The sequence below is a fragment of the Paraburkholderia acidicola genome (assembly GCF_002362315.1).
Lineage (GTDB): Bacteria > Pseudomonadota > Gammaproteobacteria > Burkholderiales > Burkholderiaceae > Paraburkholderia > Paraburkholderia acidicola.
Map to the genome: position 1 here is coordinate 1,051,757 of NZ_MTZV01000006.1, position 21,846 is coordinate 1,073,602.

The window sequence follows — 21,846 nt, forward strand, 5'->3', positions numbered from 1 at the left end:
CAAACAACCCGCTGTCACGTCGAGTAGTCGGCATTGATGCGGATGTATTCAGCCGACAGGTCGCAACCCCACACGGTGGCGTGACCCTTACCACAGCCCAGATCGATCGCGACGCGCACATACTCGCCGCGCATCACTTCGGACAAGCGGTCGAGATCGGCGACCGATAGCTGCTTCGGATAGACCTCGCTATCGCCGAACGCGATGCGAACGTTTTCCGGATTGATGTCCGTGTCCTGCTCGCATTTGCCAATCGCCATGGCGACACGACCCCAGTTTGGATCTGCGCCGTGAATTGCCGTCTTGACCAGCGGCGAGTTAACGACCGCTTTCGCGACCCGCTTGGCCTGCGCGTCGTCTCGCGCGCCCTCGACGCTGACTTCCAGGAGCTTCGTCGCCCCTTCGCCATCACGCGCGATTTTCTTTACCAGCTCGATCGCCACTTCATGTAACCGCGCTTCGAATTCGGTTTCCGGGACGTCGCCCGCCATGCCGTTCGCAAAAATCGCGGCCGAGTCGCTCGTCGACGTGTCCGTGTCGATGCTCAGGCAGTTGAACGTCGCATTCACGACCTTGCGGAAGATGCGGTCCAGCGTGGGCTGAGGCACCAGGGCGTCGGTGAAAAAGAACGTCAGCATCGTCGCCATGTTGGGCTCGATCATGCCGACGCCTTTTGCCACGCCGACAATCGTCGCGTTGCCCACACGCGTATGGACGTATTTCGACACCGTATCGGTTGTCATCATCGCGCGCGCGATGCCGGCGAAGTCACAGCCTGCGGATTCCGGATCGAGGTCGTCGATGAACGCACGCACCTTCTCCATCGGATACCGGCGCCCGATGATGCCCGTCGATGCGACGAGCACGTCTTGGGCATCGATCTGCAGCTTGCCCCCAACCCGCCCGGTCAACTCGATCGCGTTGGCAAGTCCTTCCTCGCCGGTCGCGACGTTGGCGTTTTTCGACACGACAACGACGGCACGCGGATGCCCTTCAGCCAGGTGAAGGCGGCTCACTTTTACGCTCGGACCCGCGAACAGATTTTGACTGAACATACCCGACACCGTGCACGGCACGGTCGAGTACACACAGGCGAAGTCGTCCGTAGCGTCCTTGATGCCGATATTGCCTACTAGGGTTTTGAAGCCTACGGGTTGCGGGTGTTTATCATTTAAGTCCACGTTGTAAGCTCCAGAATTGGAAGATAACTGTCGGCGCGGAACGATAGCATACGTACGTTGAAAATTTATGCGCATTGCGTTTTGATGCGACGCCGCCCCCTAAGAATGATCCTCAGAATTTCTTGCCAGGCGAAAACCAATGTTCGGGTCCACAGTCCGTGACGAATGAAAGTCACAAGAATATAAATTCTCCTGGGGTGACGATGAAAAATTCTCGCCGCAATAGAAGTACATATCGCTGCTCCCTGAAGGAGCATCGAGATTCATCGGCGTACTCGTCCATTCCGAGACATTTCCGGACATGTCATAGATCAGCAGCTGATTCGGTTTTTTATTCTTGACCCGCCAGGTGTGTCCATCGGAGTTGGCTTCGGTCCACGCGACATCATTGGGATTGTCGCTGCCAGAATGACGATAGCCATACGTTCCATCCTTTAAAGCTTGCGCTCCACCACGCGCTGCTATCTCCCACTCCACGACGCTGGGTAGACGGAATCCGTCAGCGCTTGAGTCAATGTCGACTACGCCCTGAGGCGCAGCGTTATAGTCCCGCAAAACGGAGTTTTTATATCGATAGACAGGCTTATGGCCATTGATTTCGCTAAGCGCATTGGCGAAAATGACTGCATCGATCCATGTCACTCCGCTAGCAGGCTGTTTAGGACTGTCTTTATCGTCTACTCGACAATCTCCCCGATCACTTCCAGAACAAACGTTTTCCATGTTGTAGCCGTATCGCGGGGCCCGTTGCGCAACTGTGTGATACAGGGCGACGGTTACCTCCGAATCCATGATGAAAAATTCCTTAACGCTCGTATTGACGTGATCCTTATAATTCTGGGTGCCAAAAACATTCCCGACATAGTATTTCCCGGCGATTATTTTAACTTCATCTATTTTAATAGGCTCAATTTTCCCAGACCCGGAGAATTTCACGACTAAAATAAGTGCAATCATACCCAACATCAGTAATATTTTCGTACGTGCCTTCAACACAATCTCCCTTCATTTGTCTACCTCTCCTGCCACCTCGAAACCCACGTTTACCGCGGCCGTATCCCTCTGGCGCGAAAGTAGCAAACATGGCAGGCAAGACGACCATTCATCTAGATACCGAACCAAACCCAAATCTGGAGCATCGCGCTCGAAGCGCATATTTAGCTTCTTCTATTCCTTGTGCTCCCGCAGCACAATACCAGTACTCCGCCTTGCAGTAATTTGGCGTGACTCCGTCGCCACGTGCATACATATACCCAGTAATGAACGTAGCCTCTACGTCACCGCGAGCGGCGGCTGTTTCGAAGTGGTGCAACGCTCTAGTGGGATCTCTTCGGCCATTTTTCCCTCGAAAATCTGCGACGCCAAGGGAAAACGGATCGGAACCCGGAGTATTAGCATCGCTTCTGAGCGAGATCATCGTCTCGACATCCTGCGATGTCCCTATCGAACGTAACAACTTCGCGTCCGACGCACATGAATGCGTGGAACTCTCTTTTGCCTGACAGAGGTTATAAGCGCCGATCGAAAAAACCAACATTGCCCAAACAAACACTCTGCCGACATTCTTGTGCATATAAGTATTTCTGAAGTATGAAAATCCGGTCGAATTTCTCCGCATCTTCGGGACACATTGGCGAACCGGTTTTTCGCTCGAGTTTCCGACGCAGTAAGCAGCGATCTGGGGAGCGTTGAAGGAAGTCCATTCGGCATTGGGTCGCCCGTATTCGAGCGGCGGCCGATGGCTATTGTCAGTTTGACTATTGATTCGCGCCCTGGCTTTGATAACGATGTACCAGGCATAAATCGGGGCAAGAGGTAGATCGCGGTAAAGCAATGTTGTGTTCTCCATCGCGTGATCTTACCCGACCCTCCCGGCTACGCGATAGTGACTATTTCTCGACACGTCCCAGTGTGCGCGAATGGCTCATTTCACGCGACTTTCTGAGCACGACAACGTTGAGCCCAATGACAACAGAAAAGAGGCCGATAATTTGCCTTTCTGTAATCGCCTCACCGAGAAATAGTGCGGCCAATGCACTGGCAAATGCCGGGATCAGGCAGTTGAATTGAGCCCCTGTTACTCTCCCAACGCGCTCAATACCTCGGTCATAAAGCGCATAAGCCACCACTGAAGCCGGAATACCCAGATATAGAAGCTGGGCACCGCTGCGCAGAGTCGGTACGGAGGTACCGCCAACCGCTACGTCGTAAAGGAAGAACGGTAGCAACACAGCCGACGATACGAATGCCATACAGAACATCGTGGTCATCGGCGATAGCCCCTCGCAGCGCGTGACACGCATCGAGTAGAACGACCAGCACAGCATCGCCGCGACGGCTGCGGCGATACCCGCCCAGGACAAAGCGTCGCGCGACGCTGCGGGACCATTTCCGTGGCAGACCAGCCAGACGCCCACGAGCCCGAGCGCAATTCCCAGCATGACCGTCGGCGCGGGCCATGCGCGACGCAGGAACGCTTCCGCCACCGTCACGGTGACGGGCGTCATACCGATGATCACCGCGACCTCGCTCGCCGGCATCCTTGCGAGCGCGTAGTACTGCAGCAAGTGGTAGCCCGCCATCCCGCAGATGCCACCCATCACAAGCCGGCTTATGTTGCGCCGGACGTACTTCAGTTCCGCGCCGATTTCCTTGAAGTTGATGAGGTAGAAGCAGATGCACGCCATACACCAACGATAGAACGTGAGCTGGAGCGGGTCGTACAGGTGGCGAAGATCGCGACCGATGACCGCGTTGCCCGCCCATGCCAATGTTGCCAGCACGAGGCCCGCGCACGGCAACAGCAAATGGCGCGTTGCCGGCGCAAACGCGGCATTCGAAATGCGATGGTCAGACATAGTCTCGTGCTTGCTTATGGGTTTTGCTTGCCTGGATATTGCAGCCAGGGCGCTTGAATACGTCTACCCCGAACCAGCCATTGCGGGAAATACGCTTTGGCTCACAAGATGTCGCCGCGATGGGCCTCACTCGTTTCAGGCACAGACTACAACGAGTGGGCCATCGCGGCGACACGCAAGGGACCCGTTATTGCACAGCGACCGCGTCCTCGTACTTGGTTCCGAGCACACGCGCAAAGTGACGCTGCGCACTGCGATCGGAGAAGGAAGCCCTGTGGACAGCCTTCGATCTGTCGGCGGATTCATACAGCAGGTCGACCAGACCTTGTCCGACAGCCGCTTTCGTCGATTTGTAGGAAGCACGCGGGTACGACGCCAGTTGACGCGCAATGGCTATCGCACGCGTGAGCAGCTGGTCCGGCTCGACGATCTCGTTGATGAAACCGTAGTCCTGCGCCCGTGCGGCGGAGATACCGTCGCACTCGTAGATGATTTTCTGCATCGTACTGAAGCCAAGAACGTAGTTCAAAATCGTGCCGCCCATCGAACAACCGATGCCATGTCTGAGTTCCGGCATACGGAACTCAGCCTGCGACGACGCGACACGCCAGTCAAACATGAGCGCAAACTGAAAGCCCATGCCAATTGCGTAGTTGTCCACCGCGGCAACGGTCGGCTTCGACACGCGCAGCGCCGACGCATAGAGGTCAGTCACGCGATCGATCCATCGATCGACATCGGCACCGCCCGACAGGTTCTTGACCTCGTTGAAGTCACCGCCCGCGCTAAACGAGCGGCCCTCGCCACCCGTCACGACGATCGCCGCCACGCTAGGATCCGCGTCCGCTTCGCGCAGCGCCTGCTTGATGTCATCTTCAAGCGCGGCACTGAATGGGTTGTTGCGGCTCTCGTGGTTCAGCGTGATGACGCGAATGCCGTCGTCGTTCACAATCTTCACTAGCTTTTGCTCACTCATTTCAGACTTCCTCCTGGCGTAGCGTGACCATTCAAGTAGGACATGTACTTCTCGTAGCAATAAATCGTTTTCTGCTTGTAGTCCTTGACGTCCGCACCAATGTGGTCGGCAAAGATGGCATTCACCGATGAGCCCTCGTGGATGCCGATCTTCTTGCGCCAGACGATGCTGGCCGGCAACAGATCGCATTCCTCCGCGCACTCGCGCAAAGCGATCTTCACGTCGCGATCGGACAACTTCAGTTGCGGCGCGAGACTCGCAGCAAAGCCGATGACAGCGGGCCGCCAGAACGGGTGCTGCACATCGAGCCCGAACGCCGCAGCCCCGAACGGCGAGAATTCACCAGTCCAGCGGGTGCGATAAATCTGCGACCAGAGCCGTGCATTGATGCTTTCGAAAGCGTCGTGTCGATCGAGTACGCCGCCAAACAGCAGATCGGAACCGTAGCCGGTAACGACTCGCGCCTGCTCCGTACCGACGCTGCGGTAGAAACACATCAAGGTTGACTGGATCTCGGCGGACAACCCGTCGAAGATCTCATTGTGAAAAATCGCCTGATCGATGCCGTCGATGATCTCCTGCGACGAGAAGTCGATCTCTCTGTGCTGGGTATTCAGGTGATCCGCGACGATGCGTGCGAACGGGAATTCGTTGCTACGGCCCGTTCCGAGCGCGAACGTTTCGATATCCGTCCGTTTTCTCGATGCAAGCGACGTCACCATGCTCGAATCCAGCCCACCGGAAAGCGGTACGAAGATCCGGCTATCGGTATCGACTGAAGACTGGACCGTCGCTGTCAGCAGCTCTGCCATCCAGCGTTTGGCTTCAGCCGGCGGGAGATCCTGCGCGATGGTGAGGCGGGGAACGTGGTAGGTGCTCGTGTTCGTCGTTGCGTGACCTGCGCCGTCCTGAGAGAGTCTCATGGACGAACCTGGCTTGAGACGCACGGCGTTATCGATGGGCAGATAGTCGTCGGGCCGGTTGTCCGATTCGACGACGGCCTGCACCGGACGGAAGCGGAACACGCCCGGTTCGATCTGACCGATGTGCTTCAACTCCGACGTGAGCCAGAGGTGACGCCCGTACACGACATGAAGCGGCTGCATGCCTAGCGCGTCGTTGGCGGCAAAGACGGTGTCTTCGGTGAACTCGAGATAATTGAACGGGCCTTCGACGAGCGCAAACGCCGCCGTGCCGAGTGCTGTGTACAAGATCCGGAACACCTGCGCGAGGGAGGCCGTTACGGCATCGCTGTTGAACACCGTCGCCACTGAACGCAGCGTGGTCAGGTTCGTCGGCGAACCGAGGACGACACATACGCGTCGATCAACAACATCGACCCGGCCTTCGGACGATACGCCAGGTAACGAGCGCACCAGTATTTCCCAGCCTCTGGCGTCGATGACCTGCCAGCCCTGACTGCCGATCTGGTCGCGAGCCACCACACTTCCAGCAACCTGCCGACGTGCAATGATGGAATAGGTCACAATCGATAGTCCTCTTCAAGTTAGGCGTTAATAATTGTTGGTGTGCGGTCCACTGCTGTCTCCGGCATGATCCAGGTGCCGAGCCGCTCTCCGTCGACGATGCGTTGAAGTTTGCGGGGAGCGTAGTTCGTGATGACAGTGACGGCGCCATGTTCAGCCGCGATCTGTGCGGCGAGTATCTTCGACTTCATGCCGCCGGTACCGGTGGCGGTGGGAATGTCGGACGCGGCTGCAAGCAATTGCTCGTCCCATGCGCCGATCGTCTCGAAGAGGCGTGCCTGAGGATGAACGCGCGGATCGGCTTCGTACACGCCCGGGCGGTCCGTAAAGATCACCAGCTTCGACACGTTAAGCAGCGCCGCGAGCGCTGCGCTGAGTTCATCGTTGCTCGGGAACCCGCGTCCCCCGGACGTCACATCGTTTTCGTTGATCAACACAATCGCGTCGCTGCAGGACAGCGATGTGATCGTGCCGATAAGCTGGGCACGCGTGTGCTGACACAGGAAGTCTTCGTGCTTCAGAAGTATCTGTGCCAACGAGTAGCTGTGCGACGAAAGACAATCGGCGAATGCACTCATCAAGCGAATCTGCCCCACCGCGGCGAAACCTTCGCGGGTAGCCGACACGCAGCAGTCGGTGCGACGAACCGGCACACCGAGTTGCACTGCGCCGGACGTGACCACGATCGGGTACTGGCCGCGTTCGCGCAGCTGTTTTAGTTCGTCGCAAAGCGCGGCAATCACAGCGCGGTTCGGGTGACCTCCGCTCGTTAGCGTGCTCGACCCGAGTTTGATGACGATACTCGGAGCTTCCTGTGCTTTATTTGACACCGTTGCCCTCTGTATACTTTTGTTTCAGCACGAAATGGTGCCAATCGCGTTGGTACACGCGCACGTGTGTTAACAGGGTGTTTCCGCGGCATGCTTCTGGAACGAAGCGGATATGACGACCCACTGAATCGCCATGCCGTCACTGATACGACGTTGACACCTCGCTCTGAAAAGCAAGCTGCGCATTCTGCAAAGCCGATTGAATCAACCACTCGTTTTTCTGGTCGGAGACTGGCAACAGCCCGGGCGCAGGAGCGATCCGCAACAACGAATCGCCCGGCACCCCGGCTTTGCTACGGCATCCTCACTCAACCCAGGCCGATGTCCTTCACCGGGCCGCCCGTCGCCGTGTCGGCAGTCTGGCCACGCCAAAGGGTTCTCTCAATCGCCGCGTCGTTGAACTCTTCACGCTCGTGAATGCTCCGACGGTTGTCCGATATGAGCAGGTCACCTTCACGCCAGTAATGCGTGTACGTATAGCGCGGATTCTTGAAAAACTGCGACAGCTCGCGGAAGAATTTCTTGGTTTCGAACGGCGTGAAACCCACAATTCTGGACTCCCAACTGGCCGGCTGATCATCATCGAACGGAAAATAAACCAGCATTTTCCTGACCCATCCCAGATCGGTGAATACCGGTACCTTGAACCATCCGTCCGGAGAGACATTCGCGTAGTAACCGCGCTCAGTCACCCGCACTTCGAACGTTTCCTGTTCGAGCACATCGCGCAGATGGCTGGGCATCTCCTCAATGGCCAGCACATGGTCTGTCATCAAGGTGGCGCCGCGGAAACGCATGTTCTTGATGCTGGCGCCATAGAGGAACACGATGTCTACCTGACTGAGCAGCAATCCCCCGTCCGCGTGAAATGGCAGTTGACCTCGACCGGTTACGATCTTGCGTTTGTCGCCGTCGAGTTCCAGTGTGTCCCGATAGCCATAACCCACCTTCTCCCGGTCATTGACGTAGGCGACGATATGCCCAAACTGGGAATACATCTTCAGAAAATCCTGCTTGCTCAGCTCGAGGCCTCTGACCAATGCGAATCCCTTCTGCTTGAGGATTTCCTTGATTTCCTCGGGTTCCGTATTGAGAAACACGTCACGATTCAGATGGGTTCCGAATCCAGAAGCAAGAAAGGACTCTTTCTCGAACAAATTTACTCGCTTATCCATTCACATCTCCGTTCAGGGTCGCGTGGTACCTGATGGTAGCCACCGCACACAATCACACCGGGTTGGTCGCTTGTCTTTCTATTCAGAAAACGTTATTGCGTGGATTCCGCTGCTGCGAGTCGGGCTGACATTTGCACACAAAGGACGGGGCAGTTCCGTTGTTAATCGCCCGCTGCATTGCAGCGCAAGCTTCTTTCATCATCTGACTACGATTTTCTAATTCACCTTGTGCACCCTTGGTCAAAGCATATAACGGGCACCCCCGGTAAATCCTTAGATTACTTGCATGCTTAAGCGATGCATTGCTAGTTGATATGGTTATATAGAACCGAGTAATCCGTACGTCTGCGCCGCCCCTGCGCTCACGCGAATATGGCCGCAGCCCATTTTTACGTTGATTTGACGGAACAGCCGGTAAGCTTCACGCTCGGTAATACTGAGTTCATGTGCAACATGGGCCGCGCTGCCGCCGCGACGGATCACACGAAGCGCTACAACCTCAGGCGTGCTCAGGGGAAATTGCTGTGCCGCTGTCTGCCGAAGTTGCATCACTCTCCACTCGAGCAGTTCGGCTGCCAGACCACGCAGGTTCTGACGGTTCTGCCAGATCAGATCTTCGCCTTCAGGCGATGGCATATGCGAACTGACGTGAAGCAAACCAAACATCGGATCGCGACGGCGATGCGCAGGAAAGAACACATTACTGTTCAACCCGTAGACACCTGCTTTCTGTGCCAACCAGTGTTCGTCGCGATACGGTTTGATATCCGAGCCACGCAGCGGCGCTGTTTCGTGCCTCGCATAATCGACAGCCGGGTCGTTTAGCACCCAGTGGTTATGGACATAGGATTGCGTCCACGCGGGATGGCAGTGGGCAAGGATGACGTGGCTCTCGATCACCATATCCTGCTCACCAACGGTGATCCAGCGATACAGACACTCCATTCCACCGTTGCTGGCGCAGATGCTGCGCATCAGGGCTAGCACTTCCAGTTCGTCCCGGCATTCGGAGACATGCGCCGGAAGAGCCGCAACCGGCACAGACGGTTGGCCAACCGAGCGGATCGTGGTGAGTACGCGGTTGTAGCTGTCGCGGAGCAGATCGATGTAGGGGTCGCTCTGCAGGAACGCCATGAGCTGGATCTCATTGCCCGCATCGAGCCGCTGGATAGTTCGCGCGCCGTCCCGGTCGATGAACACGCGTTCGAGCAGAAGGCCGTTGTCCTCGCAATCGATCAGACACAGTGCCACCCGGCCATCGTTCACCAACACTTCGCGAGTTTGCACCAGGCGCCGGTCCGACTCGCTTTCCGGCCAGACATCAAGTTTCATGCCCGCGCACTCCGGGCAGCACGCCCAGTCCGGCACGCAAAGGCACCCGAACTGGCATGTTCGGGGACGCGGTAACGCAATGAAGCAGCGGATATCCGGCGAAAAAATGGACGATGCGTAGTACCGTCGCGAGCACGTGGAAAATGTCCGGCACCCAACGCGACCGGTCCGACCTGGCGGATGAGTGCGGCCAGCACTCACCCGCGTGCGCGAGCTTCGACGTTTCCTTGATCATCGATATTGGGGTATTTACCTGGGGCAGTAGTGTCGACACGGACTGTGTCTGAGTCGTGCTTTCTACAATCCCACTATTCAGGTGTGCGATATAATTATGACAACGCAAATCAAGCTCAAGACCCAAGCTTCAACCGCCGCGCAACCGATACCTATCGAGCGCACTGTTGTGCCATCGCCGGTACCGTAATCATGAATTCGTCTTCACCCAATCGGCCGGGGCCGTGTGAAAACCCAAACGTATTAGGTTTTCGGATCTCGCCTTGCCCTTCTCGAGTTACCGCCGGGCCAACGGGCTAAAACGCCCATCTCCCGAAAATGAAAATCGTTCCGGCCTAATTGTTATGTTTGCGATGTTATCCGGCGTATATTCCGCCTCTGGATTTATTGCGATCGATCGGTTATTTTCTATGCAAATTGAATAACATGCTTAGACTCTAATTTATGAGAGACGCATAGCTCGCAAAAATTATAATGCTGTTTGAAGCCAGTGTAAATCACAAATTTAACGATCCTTATTGGAATGAATGAAGTCACGAAATCCCGTAGTTGTTTCCAAATGTAATAATGCTGAATGAGTAATTAGAACGCTTTGATTTGAAATATATGTCGTGGGGATATTGGGAATCATATGGCCGGCACCGGCTCGACGCACATGAGCAGGTGCTGTGCAGTTGACCTGCATTTGAACAACGGTGTGGTGGCGCTCAGCGAAGATGCTGATCGTGTGCTGTATCAGAGGCAGTGGCTGAAGAAATCATTAGCCGTCGCCGGGCTGCGAGAACAGATTCACGCCGCCCGGCACTACCCATCCTTCGTCTGCTTACGGAACAAGCTGGCAATACGATGCCGCAAGTTGCGCGATCGTCAGCATCGGCGCGTGCGCATTGACGGCGGGCACCTCAGGTATCACCGACGCATCCACGACACGCAAACCCTCAACGCCCCACACGCGAAAATGCGAGTCGACGACGCTCATGGCCGGGTCGCGGCCCGCCGCGCAGGTACCGGCGTAATGCATCCCCGGCGCCGCGTTCGCAGTGATGAACGCGAGCTTGTCAGCGCGACTGCGCAGCGGGACATCCGGAACAAGGCTGCCGTAGAACTCATGCATGCCGCTACCGATATCGATCGAGCGCTCAACGCCTGCAATCACGTTATCGCGGTCGACCGCTTCCTCGAGGTAACGCGGATCGATGGCGAGCGGCGCAAGCGGATCGGCGCTCGTGAGCGATATGGCGCCACGGCTACGGGGCTTCACCAGGAACGGCTTGACGGTATAACCGGCACCCGCCGGCACATCGGTGCCATACGGATACTGCATGCCGATCACCTGAATGTCGGGCGCGTATTGCTGTCCGCTCATGCCGTAAAAAGCCATCGTCGAGAAGCCGTTCGACACCGGGGGCGGCACGGCAGTCTTCGCCTTGAACACGAAGCGCAGCAGCAGGTGGTCGTGCAGATTGCGGCCGACAGCCGGCAACGCCTGCCGCACCTGAATATTGTGTGGCGCCAGCTGGTCGATCGGCCCGATCCCGGACAGCATCAAAATCCTCGGCGATTCGCAGGCACCGGCGCACACGATCGTCTCGCGATTGGCGTTGCAGGTCACGCGCTCACCATCCACGACAAGCTCCACGCCGTGGCAGTGCGTACCTCGCATCACGAGTCGAGTGACGAGCGCCCCTGTGATGACGTCGAGATTCGGCCGCACGAGCGCCGGTGCGAGCATGGCCTCTGCCGGCGCCGATCGGTGGCCATCCGGCGTCGCATTGACATACGAAACACCGACGCCGTCGAGCGCCAGCCCGGCGCTCAGGTCGATCGCGCGCAAGCCCGTTTGCATGCTCGCCGCAAGGAAGGCCCCGGTCAACGGATGCGCATCGGCATAGCGACCGACCGTGAGGCGGCCAGCCACAGCGTCGCCCGCGTGTCCCGCTGGCTGCACGACGTCGAGATAAGCGCGGTTGAGCGCTTCGGGGCGCCAGGGGTCACCGACCAGACGATGCCACTGAAGATAATCGCGCGGGTCGGCGCGCTGCCAGATCATTCCGTTGATGCTCCCCGAACCTCCCCAGACCTTGCCCGCCGACAGCGTCTCCGCGCGGTTTGCGAACCCCGGCTGCGGCACGCTTTTGCGCGCCCAGTCGGTATCGCTGCCAAGATTCTGGGCCCAGTCGGCGACCTGTGAGATTTTCGGTTTTTCAATCAGATTGCTACCGGCTTCGATGAGCAGCACAGAAGCCCCCGTCGCCGAGAGACGGTCGGCGAGCAGGCAGCCCGCGGACCCCGCACCGACGATCACGTAGTCGTGGCTATCGGCGATGGGCGCACGCTGGCTGGCCTGTGCGGCGGCCGCATAGGTCGCTGACAGACCAGGACCGGCTGCACTCGCGCCGAGTGCGATGAGCTTCGCCAGAAAATCGCGTCTTCCGCGGGGGAGCGTCTGCCTCTTCATGTTTTGATCCGTAAGTGAATTGACCCGCAAACGAAGGCGATTGCAACGCCAGCCCATGTCATGAGATGAATTGCGCAGGGAGCGTCGCGAACGAATAGAGCGTGTTGTTCAGGATCATCGTGGGCTCACCGACACGAATCTCTTTGACGCGTGCAAGGATTGCGTTCAGGAGGCTGCTCATTTCCAGCTCGGCGAGGTGCACCCCGATACACATATGAATGCCGCGGCCAAAGCTCAGGTGCCGCCTGGGCGGCCGTGTGACATCGAAGCGGTCGGGATCGGGAAACACGCGAGCGTCCCGGTTCGCCGATGCGAACACCATCATCACGCGCGCATTCTCCGGAATCGTGATGCCGTCGACTTCGACGGCGCGCGAGGTGTGCCGTGCGAGCGACCGCGCCGGTGTGCCGATCCGCATGGCCTCGTTAACTGCGCCGCGCACCAGCTCCGGTTTTTGCTGCAGCAGCGCCCATTGATCAGGATTCTTGCCCAGCCGGTAAACGAGCTGGCCAATCGCCGAGATCGTTGTCTCCAGGCTCGGGGTCACGTAGTTGCGAATCGCGACCAGTGTGTCCTCCGGCGGAAGCTTGCCTTGCTCGACCATATCGAAGATGCGTCGCGACCAGCTACCCGGGATCAGATTCTCCGGACGGATTTCGTTCATCAGGAATTGCCGCATCTCGGCGAACACCTCGACGGCGGCGCTGCCTCGCGCGTTCTGCACACCGACCAGGTCGAACGCCGCACTCGCCCAGCGCAACATGTTGTCTCTGCCGAAATCCGGAAATCCGACCAGTTTCGTCACGATCGATAGCGGCATGTACGACGCGAATTTCTCCATCAGATTGAATTCGCCCTTGTCGACGAATGCGTCGACGAGTTCGTCGGCCGCTGATTCGATGCTGGCGCGTACGTCCTCGAGTGCGCGCGGCAGCAGCGGCTCGGACGTGACCGAGCGAATCAGCGCGTGACGCTCTCCGTCGGACGCTGCACCGTTACGGATGCCGAGCGTCAGTTCGTTTCCTCTGGCATCGGCGGCGATGCCCTTGCCGCTAATGAACGTCTCGTGATCGCGCAACGCCGATTCGAGCGCTTCGTACCGCGTCAGCGCGTAATTTTCGTGCTGCGGCATCCAGACCACCGATCCCAGTTCGCGCATCCGTTCATAGTGTGGCCAGGGGTTCCGAATGAATTCGTCCGAATAGAAATCGGCGTCATACGACGGGGCTGCGATAGTCATGTCATCGTCTCCGCTAGGATTCGCAGGTTTATAGGTTGAGCAGGGAATGACGCATCGTGCGCCCGGTCAGATCATCGCCACGGGCCAGATGTGCGCCACTACGAATTTCAGCGACACGCTGGTCGTTCTGCATGAACACCACGGCCTGCCGGTCATCGTCAGTCAGTACGTCGAACATCTGTCTCGGATCGGTATAGCTCAGGAAATCTGCGTCGAGTCCCAGGTGCCCCGCATCCGGATGCATCGCCCCGCTAACGGACAGTGCGATATCGATCAAGGTCAGTGCCGGAACGTGATCGACGCGTTTGCCATCGGACAGCCGGTCACTCTCCGATGGGAAATAGCGGTAATGGCCGTCGGCAACGGTCGACAGATCAGACACTTCGCGGTTGATAGCGATGTCGGCGTAATCGGCAAATTTCCTTGTCCGCCGCACGAACGACACGAGTGACGGCGGCAGCACGTTAAACAGCATCTCGACGCGGCGGCTTTCTGCAGCGTGTTTAACGACCAGCGTCGATCTGAATGTCGTAACCCGCGCTTCCCGGTTAGTCGTCAGTTCAGCGTGCCAGCTGACGTGATAGCCCTCGACCGGATCGATCGGTGTTGTCGCGCTCTCGATGGACTTGATGGCAAGCGACGCTTCTCGCTGGATCGCGTACTTGTGACGACCGATCGACACAGCGAGTCGATGACCGATCGCCAGTTCGTTGAGTATCGGCGCCGGCGAGCGAAATTCTGCGGTCTGCGGGTCCCGAATGGCAGCCGGAACCTGGAATTCGAACCCGTTATCCGTTTCGGCACAGGCGAGAAGTTCCTGTCCTCCGTAACACGACTTCATCAGATCGGCGATCGTTTCGTTTGCGTACATTGACACTCCACACGGAATCGGCAGGACGGATTGGGACGCCCCTCATCCGGGGACGCCCATGACAGGATCAGGTCGCTTTCAATGCCTCATGCAGATCCCGCTTCCTGATCGCCTTGCGATCGATCTTTCCGAAGCTCGTCAACGGAATCTCGCGCGTCAGTTCGACGAGTTGCGGCACCTTGTACCAGGACAGATGGCGGCGGACATGTTCCTGGATCACGCCGAGCAGATCATCCGCGTCGACGTCCTGACTGGCCGGCACGATCAGCGCCTTGAGCAACGGCTGGCCGTCGGGCTGCACGCTCGAATACACAACTGCGTTTCGCACCTGCGGCAGACTGAGCAGCATCGATTCAATCTCCGCTGGATGCACGTTCTGAGCGCCGACAATCTCGATGTCGTCGATGCGACCTGAAATATGGACGAACCCCTCTGTATCGATCACGGCCGCGTCTCCGGTTCGATACCAGCCGGTCGACGGAACGCGTACCGGGGCTCCCGTACCGTGCTCGACGCCGAGCGCGATCGTGGTGCCGGACACTTCAAGCCGCCCTTCCCGGCCCGCCGGTACGGCCTCGCCCGCTTCGTCCACCACACGCACGTCATACGGCGCCAGCACGCGGCCCGATGCGCCCTCGAGTTGATGCCCCGGACCGTTGACCACCATCGCGTGGCCGATCTCCGAGCTGCCGAAGATGTTGACCAGTCGATCATCGAGGCAGGACCTTAGCCTGCGTTCGAGTACGACCGGCAGCGTCGCGCCGCCGCAGGCCGCGAGGCGCAGCGTACATAACCGGTCTCCCAGGCCATCGGCGAGGATCTGCCCATAGAAACTGGGCGGTCCGTAAAGGAGGGTTGCGCGATGTTTTTCGATCAGTGAACACGCCAGCTTCGGCGTCAGACGCTCACGGCTCAACACAGCGGCGCTCCCGCGCAGCAGCGGAAAGAAAAACGAGTTGCCGAGACCCGCGGCAAAACACATACGCGCGGCGGACACGCTCGTGTCGCCAGGACCCAGGCCGAGATGGGAGGCGAATGCCGACGTGAACACCAGCGGGTCGCCATGGCTATGGAAGATGATTTTTGGCAGCCCAGTCGTACCCGATGAGAACACACCGTACGCAATCTCGTCGTGCGTGCGATGTGCGATCGTGACGACTTCTGCAGATTGCGGCGCGGGAACGAGCAGATCCTCGGGGGCAACCGATACCTCACCCGCCATCGCAACCGCCGACACGACGAGTCTTGTATTCGAGCGCTCAATCAGCGCCGCTCGCTCGTCGACGTGAACCTCGGGATTCAACGGGATCGGCACAGCGCCGATGCGAAGCGTGCCGAGAAACGTCACAACGAAATGCCACGAGTCGGGCAAAGCGATCAGCAAACGGTCACCGCTGCGAATGCCGAGCGCAGTCAGAGCGGCAGCGACGTTTGCGCTACCCGCGAATACATCGGCAAACGTATACGTTTCAGCGCCCTCATGAAACACGGCGCGCTCACGCCAGCGGAATTGCTCCACTCTCTGCTCGATTACGCGAAGCAGGTTGTCGTTGCCGCGCGTCGTTTCCGGACAGCCTGGGGTTTTCTCGATCTCGATAGCCATGTCTTACTCATTCCTGTCGGGAAAAGCGGGTTCGTCGGATGCCGCGTTGCAAAGCTGCATGACCTGCTGTCCCAGTTCCGCGTCGATCGAACGAACGACCAGCCCCTTGAACAGATGAGACCGGACGCCATGCCGATGGTGAGCGACGACGATCGCCGCATCGATCCCGCTGTGCGTCAACCAGTAGGTGATCAGCGCAATGACCGGAGCGACTGCGTGTTCTGGTGACATCGTCAGGGCCAGCGTCGGTCCGCGAATACCTTGCTGAAGCGCTGGAAGGCCAACAACGATACTGGGACTCGCACCAGCGAAACGCAGCGGCGACAGCTTTCCCTGCACCGCCGTCGCGGCAAGCTCGCGCACGGTATCGAGACTGCAGTCGTCACTCACCACGATCATTCCTGTCTCAGACGGTTGGATTTCACCCGCCTCATCGATCAGCGTCTGCACAAAGTCACTGGTCGCCCATGCAAGCGGTGTGGCAAACAACGACGGCTTGTTATGCGAGCGGATGTCTTCGCATAACGTCGATCTCACGTTCATGGGTTTAGCCTCCGTACTCACGGGCGCAAGTCATCGCGCCAGTCCACGCGCAACGAGAGCCGTGTTGAACCCGCCGAAACCCAGCGTGACACTGACACCGTACGGGCTGCCGAGCACACGCCCTTGTGGATCTGGAAAGCGGGGAGCGAGATGGCCGACCGGGTCGGTCAGCCCAACCGTCGGCGGCGTACGCCGACGGTTCAGCATCTGCAGAAGCAGGATGAACTCGACCACGCCACACGCGCCGAGCGAGTGCCCCAACGCACCCTTGGTGGCAACGATCGCGAGATCGTCGTGATCCGCGAAAACCTCCTCGATGACTTTCGCCTCGATCGCGTCGTTCAATTGCGTGGCCGTGCCGTGCGCGAAATAGAGCGAGAGATCGCTATAGCCGAGCCGAGCGGCCTGCAACGCGCGATCGAGCGCGTAACGCACCGACACGCCAGAAGGATCGGGGGCCGTCACGCCGAACGCATCGTTCGCGGCGCCCACGCCGATCAGTTCGCCTTCATGTTCCGCCAGGTCAGCGCTTCTCATCAGCACAACCGCGGCCGCTGCTTCGCCGAGCAACATGCCGCTTCGAGCGGTATCGAAGGGTTTGTGCTCGCCCGTCGTCATGGTTCCCAGACTCGAATGCGCAATGCGCTTCGCCGCCGTGACGATATCGACCGCCACGACGATCGCGACGTCCACCGCCCCGGTGTCCAGCATCGCGGCTGCGACACCGAGTGCATCGGAGCCCGACGAGCAGCCGGCCCCGACCACGATCGGTTCGAGATCCAGTTCGAGGATTCGAGCGCTATCGCGCGCCCACGTCGACATCGTGTCGTCGCCGGTATCGTCGATCAGATGCCCGTAACTCGTTGCAAAGATAAGTGCGCAACGATGCTGTGCGCTTCGAACATCGAACGCGGTTCGACGCAAGGCGCGGCCAGCGACACGCGTCGCGAGATGACGCTGCCATGCGCGATCGGATTGCGCGCAATCCGGCCGATCCGCAATCACCGCGGCAAGCGGGTTGCGCAGCGGCCACGGCGACACCTGCGGCGTAAAAGCCGAGCGGCCTTCGAACAATGCATCGAGCGTAGCCTCGTCCTCCCCGAACGGGGTTGTCATGGACCATGCGGCAACGGCGAGTGGTTTCATGTCGATCTTTTTCAGTGTTCCGCCCAGCGCACGCAGGATCGGACCCAGCGAACGGTTCGATACCTCAGTGACTGACCTGACGGGAGAACTCCTCGATGCACGACGCGACTTCACGCGCCTGGTCGAAGATGAAATAGTGCTGCCCTTCGAGCCACTGCACCGACACGAAGTCGGACGTGTAGTTTTGCCATTCGGCGAGCGCGGCTGCATTCGTCATCCCGTCATCGCGGCCGGCCAGCGCCAGGATCGGTACGCTGATTTTCGTCTCGCCCGGATCGTAATCGCGTGACATCGCCTGATCGTGGCGGATGACGATCAAGAACTGCCGCGACATGGCGAAATTGAGCCCGCGCGGCACACCACCCACTTCCTTTAACGCGTAGAAGAACTGCTCGTCGTCGAGCCCCGCCACCTGCTGCGACCAGTTCGTCCTGTATTTCGGTGCATTGCGGCCCGATGACACCATGAAGCGTGGTAGCCGCCGTCCACGCGCCTCAAGCAACTTGATCACCTCGAAAGCGAGTAACGCGCCCATGCAATGACCGTGGAGGATGTAGTCCTCCTCCACCGACTCCAGTTGATCGACCGTGACTGCCGCGCACTCCGGAATCGAGGTGGCGAAATTCTCATGCGATCGCTTGCCTCGCCCAGGAATCTCGACGGGAACGACAACGCCAACGTGCTCTGGAAAGTCGGCAACATAAGGGCGGTAGCCCGACACACTGCCGCCGGCGTAAGGAAGCAAGAATATGTTCTTCATCGCTGGATACCTTGCGTGGAAAGTTGACTCATACACATTTCGACTGGCACGTCAGGCCTCGCTTCTAGTCTCGCTCCTGGCCTGCACGACACGGACCCCTGAGTTCAACGCGAAAATCCGGCTCATATCGTCGTCACTCAATTCGAAGTCGAAAATCTCGAGATTCTGCATCAGGCTCGCCGTCGACGACGCCTTCGGAATCGCCCCCACGCCTTCCTGCTGCACGAGCCAGCGCAAGCCGATCTGGGCTGCGGTCCGGCGATATCGCTCACCGATTTCGTTGAGCAAAGGCTCATTGCATAAACGCCCCTGGGCGAGCGGACTGTGCGCGACGGTAACCAGCGAATCGTTGCTTGCCCGCTCAAGCGCGTCGCGCTGATCAAGCAACGCGTGATACTCGATCTGACTGCAGGCGAGCGGAATGCCGTGAATCTGCGTGATTTCCTGAATCTGCTGCGCACTGAAATTGCTGACACCAATCGCACGCGCGTGGCCGCGCGTGAGCAGGCTCGAAAGTGCCTCGAGCGTCTCAGCTAAAGGCACCTTTTCACTAGGCCAATGCAGCAAGATAAGGTCGACATAGTCACATCGCAGTTTGCGCAGAGAGCTCTCGGCAGCAAGCTGAACGAATTTTTTTCTGAAGTGCGTCGGCCATATCTTTGTCGTGACAAAAAGCGCGTCGCGATCTATCTGCGCATCACGGATCGCGTCACCGACTTCAGTTTCGTTGTCGTAAGCCTCTGCGGTATCGATATGTCGATAGCCGATCCCAAGTGCGTCGCGGATCACCTCGTAGCCCGCGCGACCCTCGAGCCGGTAGGTTCCCAACCCCAAAGCCGGCATGGCTCCGCCATCGCGAAGATGCAAATACTTCATCTGGTTCCCCTGACCGCGCGCGGATCTATTCGGTGTCGGTCAGCAGCGGAAATGACCCGTCGGCATCGTGATCCTCGCGACCGGTCAAGGGAGGGTTGAAGACGCTGATCGCACGGAACGCCGTTTTCGTTCGGACGATATGACGATCATGCTGGTCCAGCAGATACATATCGCCTGACTTGATCGTGAACGTCTCGCCCGTTTTCTTGTTGGTCAGCTCGCACTCACCCTCGAGGCAGATGACCGCCTCGATATGATTCTTGTAGCAAAGCTCCACTTCGATCCCGGCCTTGACCGTCGTCATGTTCATCGAAAAACCCGCTCCGTCTTTCGCGAGGATGAAGCGCCGGCTTCGCCAGTCGCCCGTCTCTGCTACCACGTCTCGCTCCGTGCCCTCAATGCTTTCCAATGACCTGACTATCATGGTGTCGTTCCGATTTTCGATTGACGGTTATTTATGGAAGTCGTCCGGCTGCTTCTGGATGAGCTGATCCGGAACCTCATGCAGTCGCAGTGACGCCTTCATGAATTTCCTGATCTCATCGAGATCGAGTGCCTTGTTGTCTCTCGCCCAGACCAACGTCACGAGCGAACTCGCCTCGCCCTCGACCGTGCGCGAAAACTCGATGTCCGGATGTTGCCGGGCCACCTGATCCACACTTCGCACGTTGATCTTTTCGCCCTTGATGATCAACACATCCGACTTGCGCGCCACGTAACGCAGATAGCCGTTTGCGTCCTGAGTGAACAGGTCGCCGGTTTCGAGGAAACCGTCGTCCGTGACTGGCTGACGCGAAATATTTCCACCGACCTTGCGGCGGCACATCGACGGTGTCTTGACCAGCAACTGGCCGACACCATCGGCATTGGGCGCATCGATCCGTGTTTCGACGCCACTAAAGGCCAACCCGACGGAGTCGTGGGTTTCCGGAAGCGACTTGTGTGCTGGCAACACGGACACGCGCGGTCCCGCTTCCGTCAAGCCATAGGTCACGTAGAGTTCGTTGATGAAAGGCTTGCTCAGAAGCGCCCCTACCTCGTCTCGCGTCATGCGATCGCCGCCAATGCTCAGTGAACGCAAAGGTGGGAGAACGGCGTCTCTTTCGAGCAGATCGCGCGCTATGGTCGGCGTAATGCCGCTTACCGTAATGCGCTCGTCGCGAATGATCTCTGCATAGCGTTTCGCATTGAACGGCGGACCATCGATCTTGAGTTCGCAACCGCTGATCATCGCCCCGATACTTTGCGTGATCAGCCCGTAGGAGTGATACATCGGCAGTACGACAAGCTGCCTGTCGGCGGCGCCGATGTTGAGCGTCCGATTGGTCATGCCCGCGTTGCACGCGAGCGTATCGACACTATGGACACAGGCCGTCTGCGATCCTGAGGTACCTGTCGTGAGAATGAGCACATCGAACGCCTCGTACGCCGGCGGAACGCGTTGCACGACCACGGCGCCGAACGTACCGATCCTGCTGCTGTCCTTCGACTGATAACGTGCGGCATCCACTTGTGGCCCGACGACGGCCGAGATACTCAACGACTCACAAAGCCGCTGGATGAACGCGCTTTTCGTCGACGGCGCAATCGCGCATGGCACGAGACCATTGGCGAGAATGGCGATCCAGTGAAACAGAAACTCAGCGCTATTGGGGGCGAGTATCACGACCGCGGACCCCGGCTGTAACTTCAGATCCGCATATCCCTGGAATAACAGCTCGTACTTCGGCGTACTGTTACCGAAATCAGAAATACGACGCGTGAGATCACCCACGCCGTCAATGATCATGCTGGCGGCTTCACTCATTCCATTTTCCTGTGACTGGAAGAACTACGCGAAGAAGAGACTGGTCGGTATAGAACCTTGTATTGTGGTCTGGGGCTCTGCAATAGCAGAATTTATTTGCGCGCCCATCTTAGTCTGCGAAAATGTCGAGAGTCAAGAAGGTTGTCGCGTATTCAAGTTAAATTCATAAATGCTTCATGGCACACACCCGATGTTCGATCAAATGAAACGACACCCGGCTTAAGAAACGTACGGTAGACTATAGAAATAGAGTGCGAGTCGGTGCGATAGTCGGAAATCAATTCCATTTGCCGCCGGAGGGGCAGTTGTTGCGAGGATTTTTTGCCGGTCATCGTCAGCCGACCAGGAGGCTGGAACAGCTTCGATCACCGCCTGAAGCAGGATTCACGGGGTTTCAGCGTGACGCCAACCCATGTCGTCCAGAAATTGACAAGGTCTGTACGTTGCCCTATAACTGCTCGCGAAGTCG

At 58.2% G+C, this 21,846-nt stretch carries 19 protein-coding genes; all 19 read right to left on the reverse strand.

Annotated elements, in window-relative coordinates; translation table 11 throughout:
* Positions 1-14 precede the first annotated feature (14 nt).
* The 19 genes from argJ to BWP39_RS23585 all read right to left on the reverse strand — a co-directional run bounded on the left by argJ (position 15) and on the right by BWP39_RS23585 (position 21,377).
* Positions 15-1,256 (reverse strand): bifunctional glutamate N-acetyltransferase/amino-acid acetyltransferase ArgJ, encoded by a 1,242-nt coding sequence (argJ, locus tag BWP39_RS23495; protein ID WP_096724560.1) that lies wholly within the window; start codon positions 1,254-1,256, stop codon positions 15-17.
* Between the two features lie 24 nt (positions 1,257-1,280).
* A complete protein-coding gene (locus BWP39_RS23500; protein WP_157915171.1) occupies positions 1,281-2,138 on the reverse strand; it encodes an SUMF1/EgtB/PvdO family nonheme iron enzyme in 858 nt (285 codons plus the stop codon).
* Positions 2,139-2,283: 145 nt separating this feature from the next.
* Positions 2,284-3,030: a tetratricopeptide repeat protein gene (locus tag BWP39_RS23505; protein WP_096724564.1), complete on the reverse strand. Its 747-nt coding sequence runs from the start codon at positions 3,028-3,030 to the stop codon at positions 2,284-2,286.
* Between the two features lie 40 nt (positions 3,031-3,070).
* The gene (locus tag BWP39_RS23510) at positions 3,071-3,964 is read right to left on the reverse strand and encodes a DMT family transporter (protein WP_170043894.1); all 894 of its coding nucleotides are present in this window, start codon (positions 3,962-3,964) and stop codon (positions 3,071-3,073) included.
* A gap of 262 nt (positions 3,965-4,226) precedes the next feature.
* Positions 4,227-5,015 (reverse strand): enoyl-CoA hydratase/isomerase family protein, encoded by a 789-nt coding sequence (locus BWP39_RS23515; protein ID WP_096724568.1) that lies wholly within the window; start codon positions 5,013-5,015, stop codon positions 4,227-4,229.
* A complete protein-coding gene (locus tag BWP39_RS23520; RefSeq protein ID WP_096724570.1) occupies positions 5,012-6,502 on the reverse strand; it encodes an asparagine synthase family protein in 1,491 nt (496 codons plus the stop codon). Before BWP39_RS23520 ends, BWP39_RS23515 begins: the two co-directional genes overlap by 4 nt.
* 20 nt (positions 6,503-6,522) lie before the next feature.
* Positions 6,523-7,332 carry an amino acid kinase family protein gene (locus tag BWP39_RS23525; protein ID WP_157915172.1) on the reverse strand — a complete coding sequence of 270 codons (810 nt, stop codon included), beginning with the start codon at positions 7,330-7,332 and terminating at the stop codon, positions 6,523-6,525.
* A 308-nt stretch (positions 7,333-7,640) separates the two neighbouring features.
* A complete protein-coding gene (locus tag BWP39_RS23530; RefSeq protein ID WP_096724574.1) occupies positions 7,641-8,507 on the reverse strand; it encodes a TauD/TfdA dioxygenase family protein in 867 nt (288 codons plus the stop codon).
* Between the two features lie 318 nt (positions 8,508-8,825).
* Positions 8,826-9,839, reverse strand: a complete 1,014-nt coding sequence (locus tag BWP39_RS23535; RefSeq protein ID WP_096724576.1) for an autoinducer binding domain-containing protein — start codon at positions 9,837-9,839, stop codon at positions 8,826-8,828.
* 1,057 nt (positions 9,840-10,896) lie between these two features.
* A complete protein-coding gene (locus BWP39_RS23540) occupies positions 10,897-12,531 on the reverse strand; it encodes a GMC family oxidoreductase (protein WP_170043895.1) in 1,635 nt (544 codons plus the stop codon).
* Positions 12,532-12,589: 58 nt separating this feature from the next.
* A complete protein-coding gene (locus BWP39_RS23545; RefSeq protein ID WP_096724580.1) occupies positions 12,590-13,771 on the reverse strand; it encodes a cytochrome P450 in 1,182 nt (393 codons plus the stop codon).
* A 28-nt stretch (positions 13,772-13,799) separates the two neighbouring features.
* Positions 13,800-14,642 (reverse strand): hypothetical protein, encoded by an 843-nt coding sequence (locus BWP39_RS23550; RefSeq protein ID WP_096724582.1) that lies wholly within the window; start codon positions 14,640-14,642, stop codon positions 13,800-13,802.
* 67 nt (positions 14,643-14,709) lie between these two features.
* Entirely contained in the window at positions 14,710-16,245 is a 1,536-nt protein-coding gene (locus tag BWP39_RS23555; protein WP_096724584.1) for a class I adenylate-forming enzyme family protein, read from the reverse strand.
* 3 nt (positions 16,246-16,248) lie between these two features.
* Positions 16,249-16,788, reverse strand: coding sequence for a coronafacic acid synthetase (locus tag BWP39_RS23560; protein WP_096724586.1), 540 nt, complete (start codon positions 16,786-16,788; stop codon positions 16,249-16,251).
* 30 nt (positions 16,789-16,818) lie between these two features.
* Entirely contained in the window at positions 16,819-17,904 is a 1,086-nt protein-coding gene (locus BWP39_RS23565; protein WP_170043896.1) for a beta-ketoacyl synthase N-terminal-like domain-containing protein, read from the reverse strand.
* 94 nt (positions 17,905-17,998) lie between these two features.
* On the reverse strand, positions 17,999-18,694 hold the full coding sequence (locus BWP39_RS23570) for a thioesterase II family protein (protein ID WP_096724590.1): 696 nt from the start codon (positions 18,692-18,694) through the stop codon (positions 17,999-18,001).
* A gap of 51 nt (positions 18,695-18,745) precedes the next feature.
* Positions 18,746-19,570, reverse strand: coding sequence for an aldo/keto reductase (locus BWP39_RS23575; protein WP_096724592.1), 825 nt, complete (start codon positions 19,568-19,570; stop codon positions 18,746-18,748).
* Positions 19,571-19,595: 25 nt separating this feature from the next.
* On the reverse strand, positions 19,596-19,994 hold the full coding sequence (locus BWP39_RS23580; RefSeq protein ID WP_096724594.1) for an ectoine synthase: 399 nt from the start codon (positions 19,992-19,994) through the stop codon (positions 19,596-19,598).
* Between the two features lie 27 nt (positions 19,995-20,021).
* Positions 20,022-21,377 (reverse strand): class I adenylate-forming enzyme family protein, encoded by a 1,356-nt coding sequence (locus tag BWP39_RS23585; RefSeq protein ID WP_096724596.1) that lies wholly within the window; start codon positions 21,375-21,377, stop codon positions 20,022-20,024.
* Between the last annotated feature and the right edge of the window lie 469 nt (positions 21,378-21,846).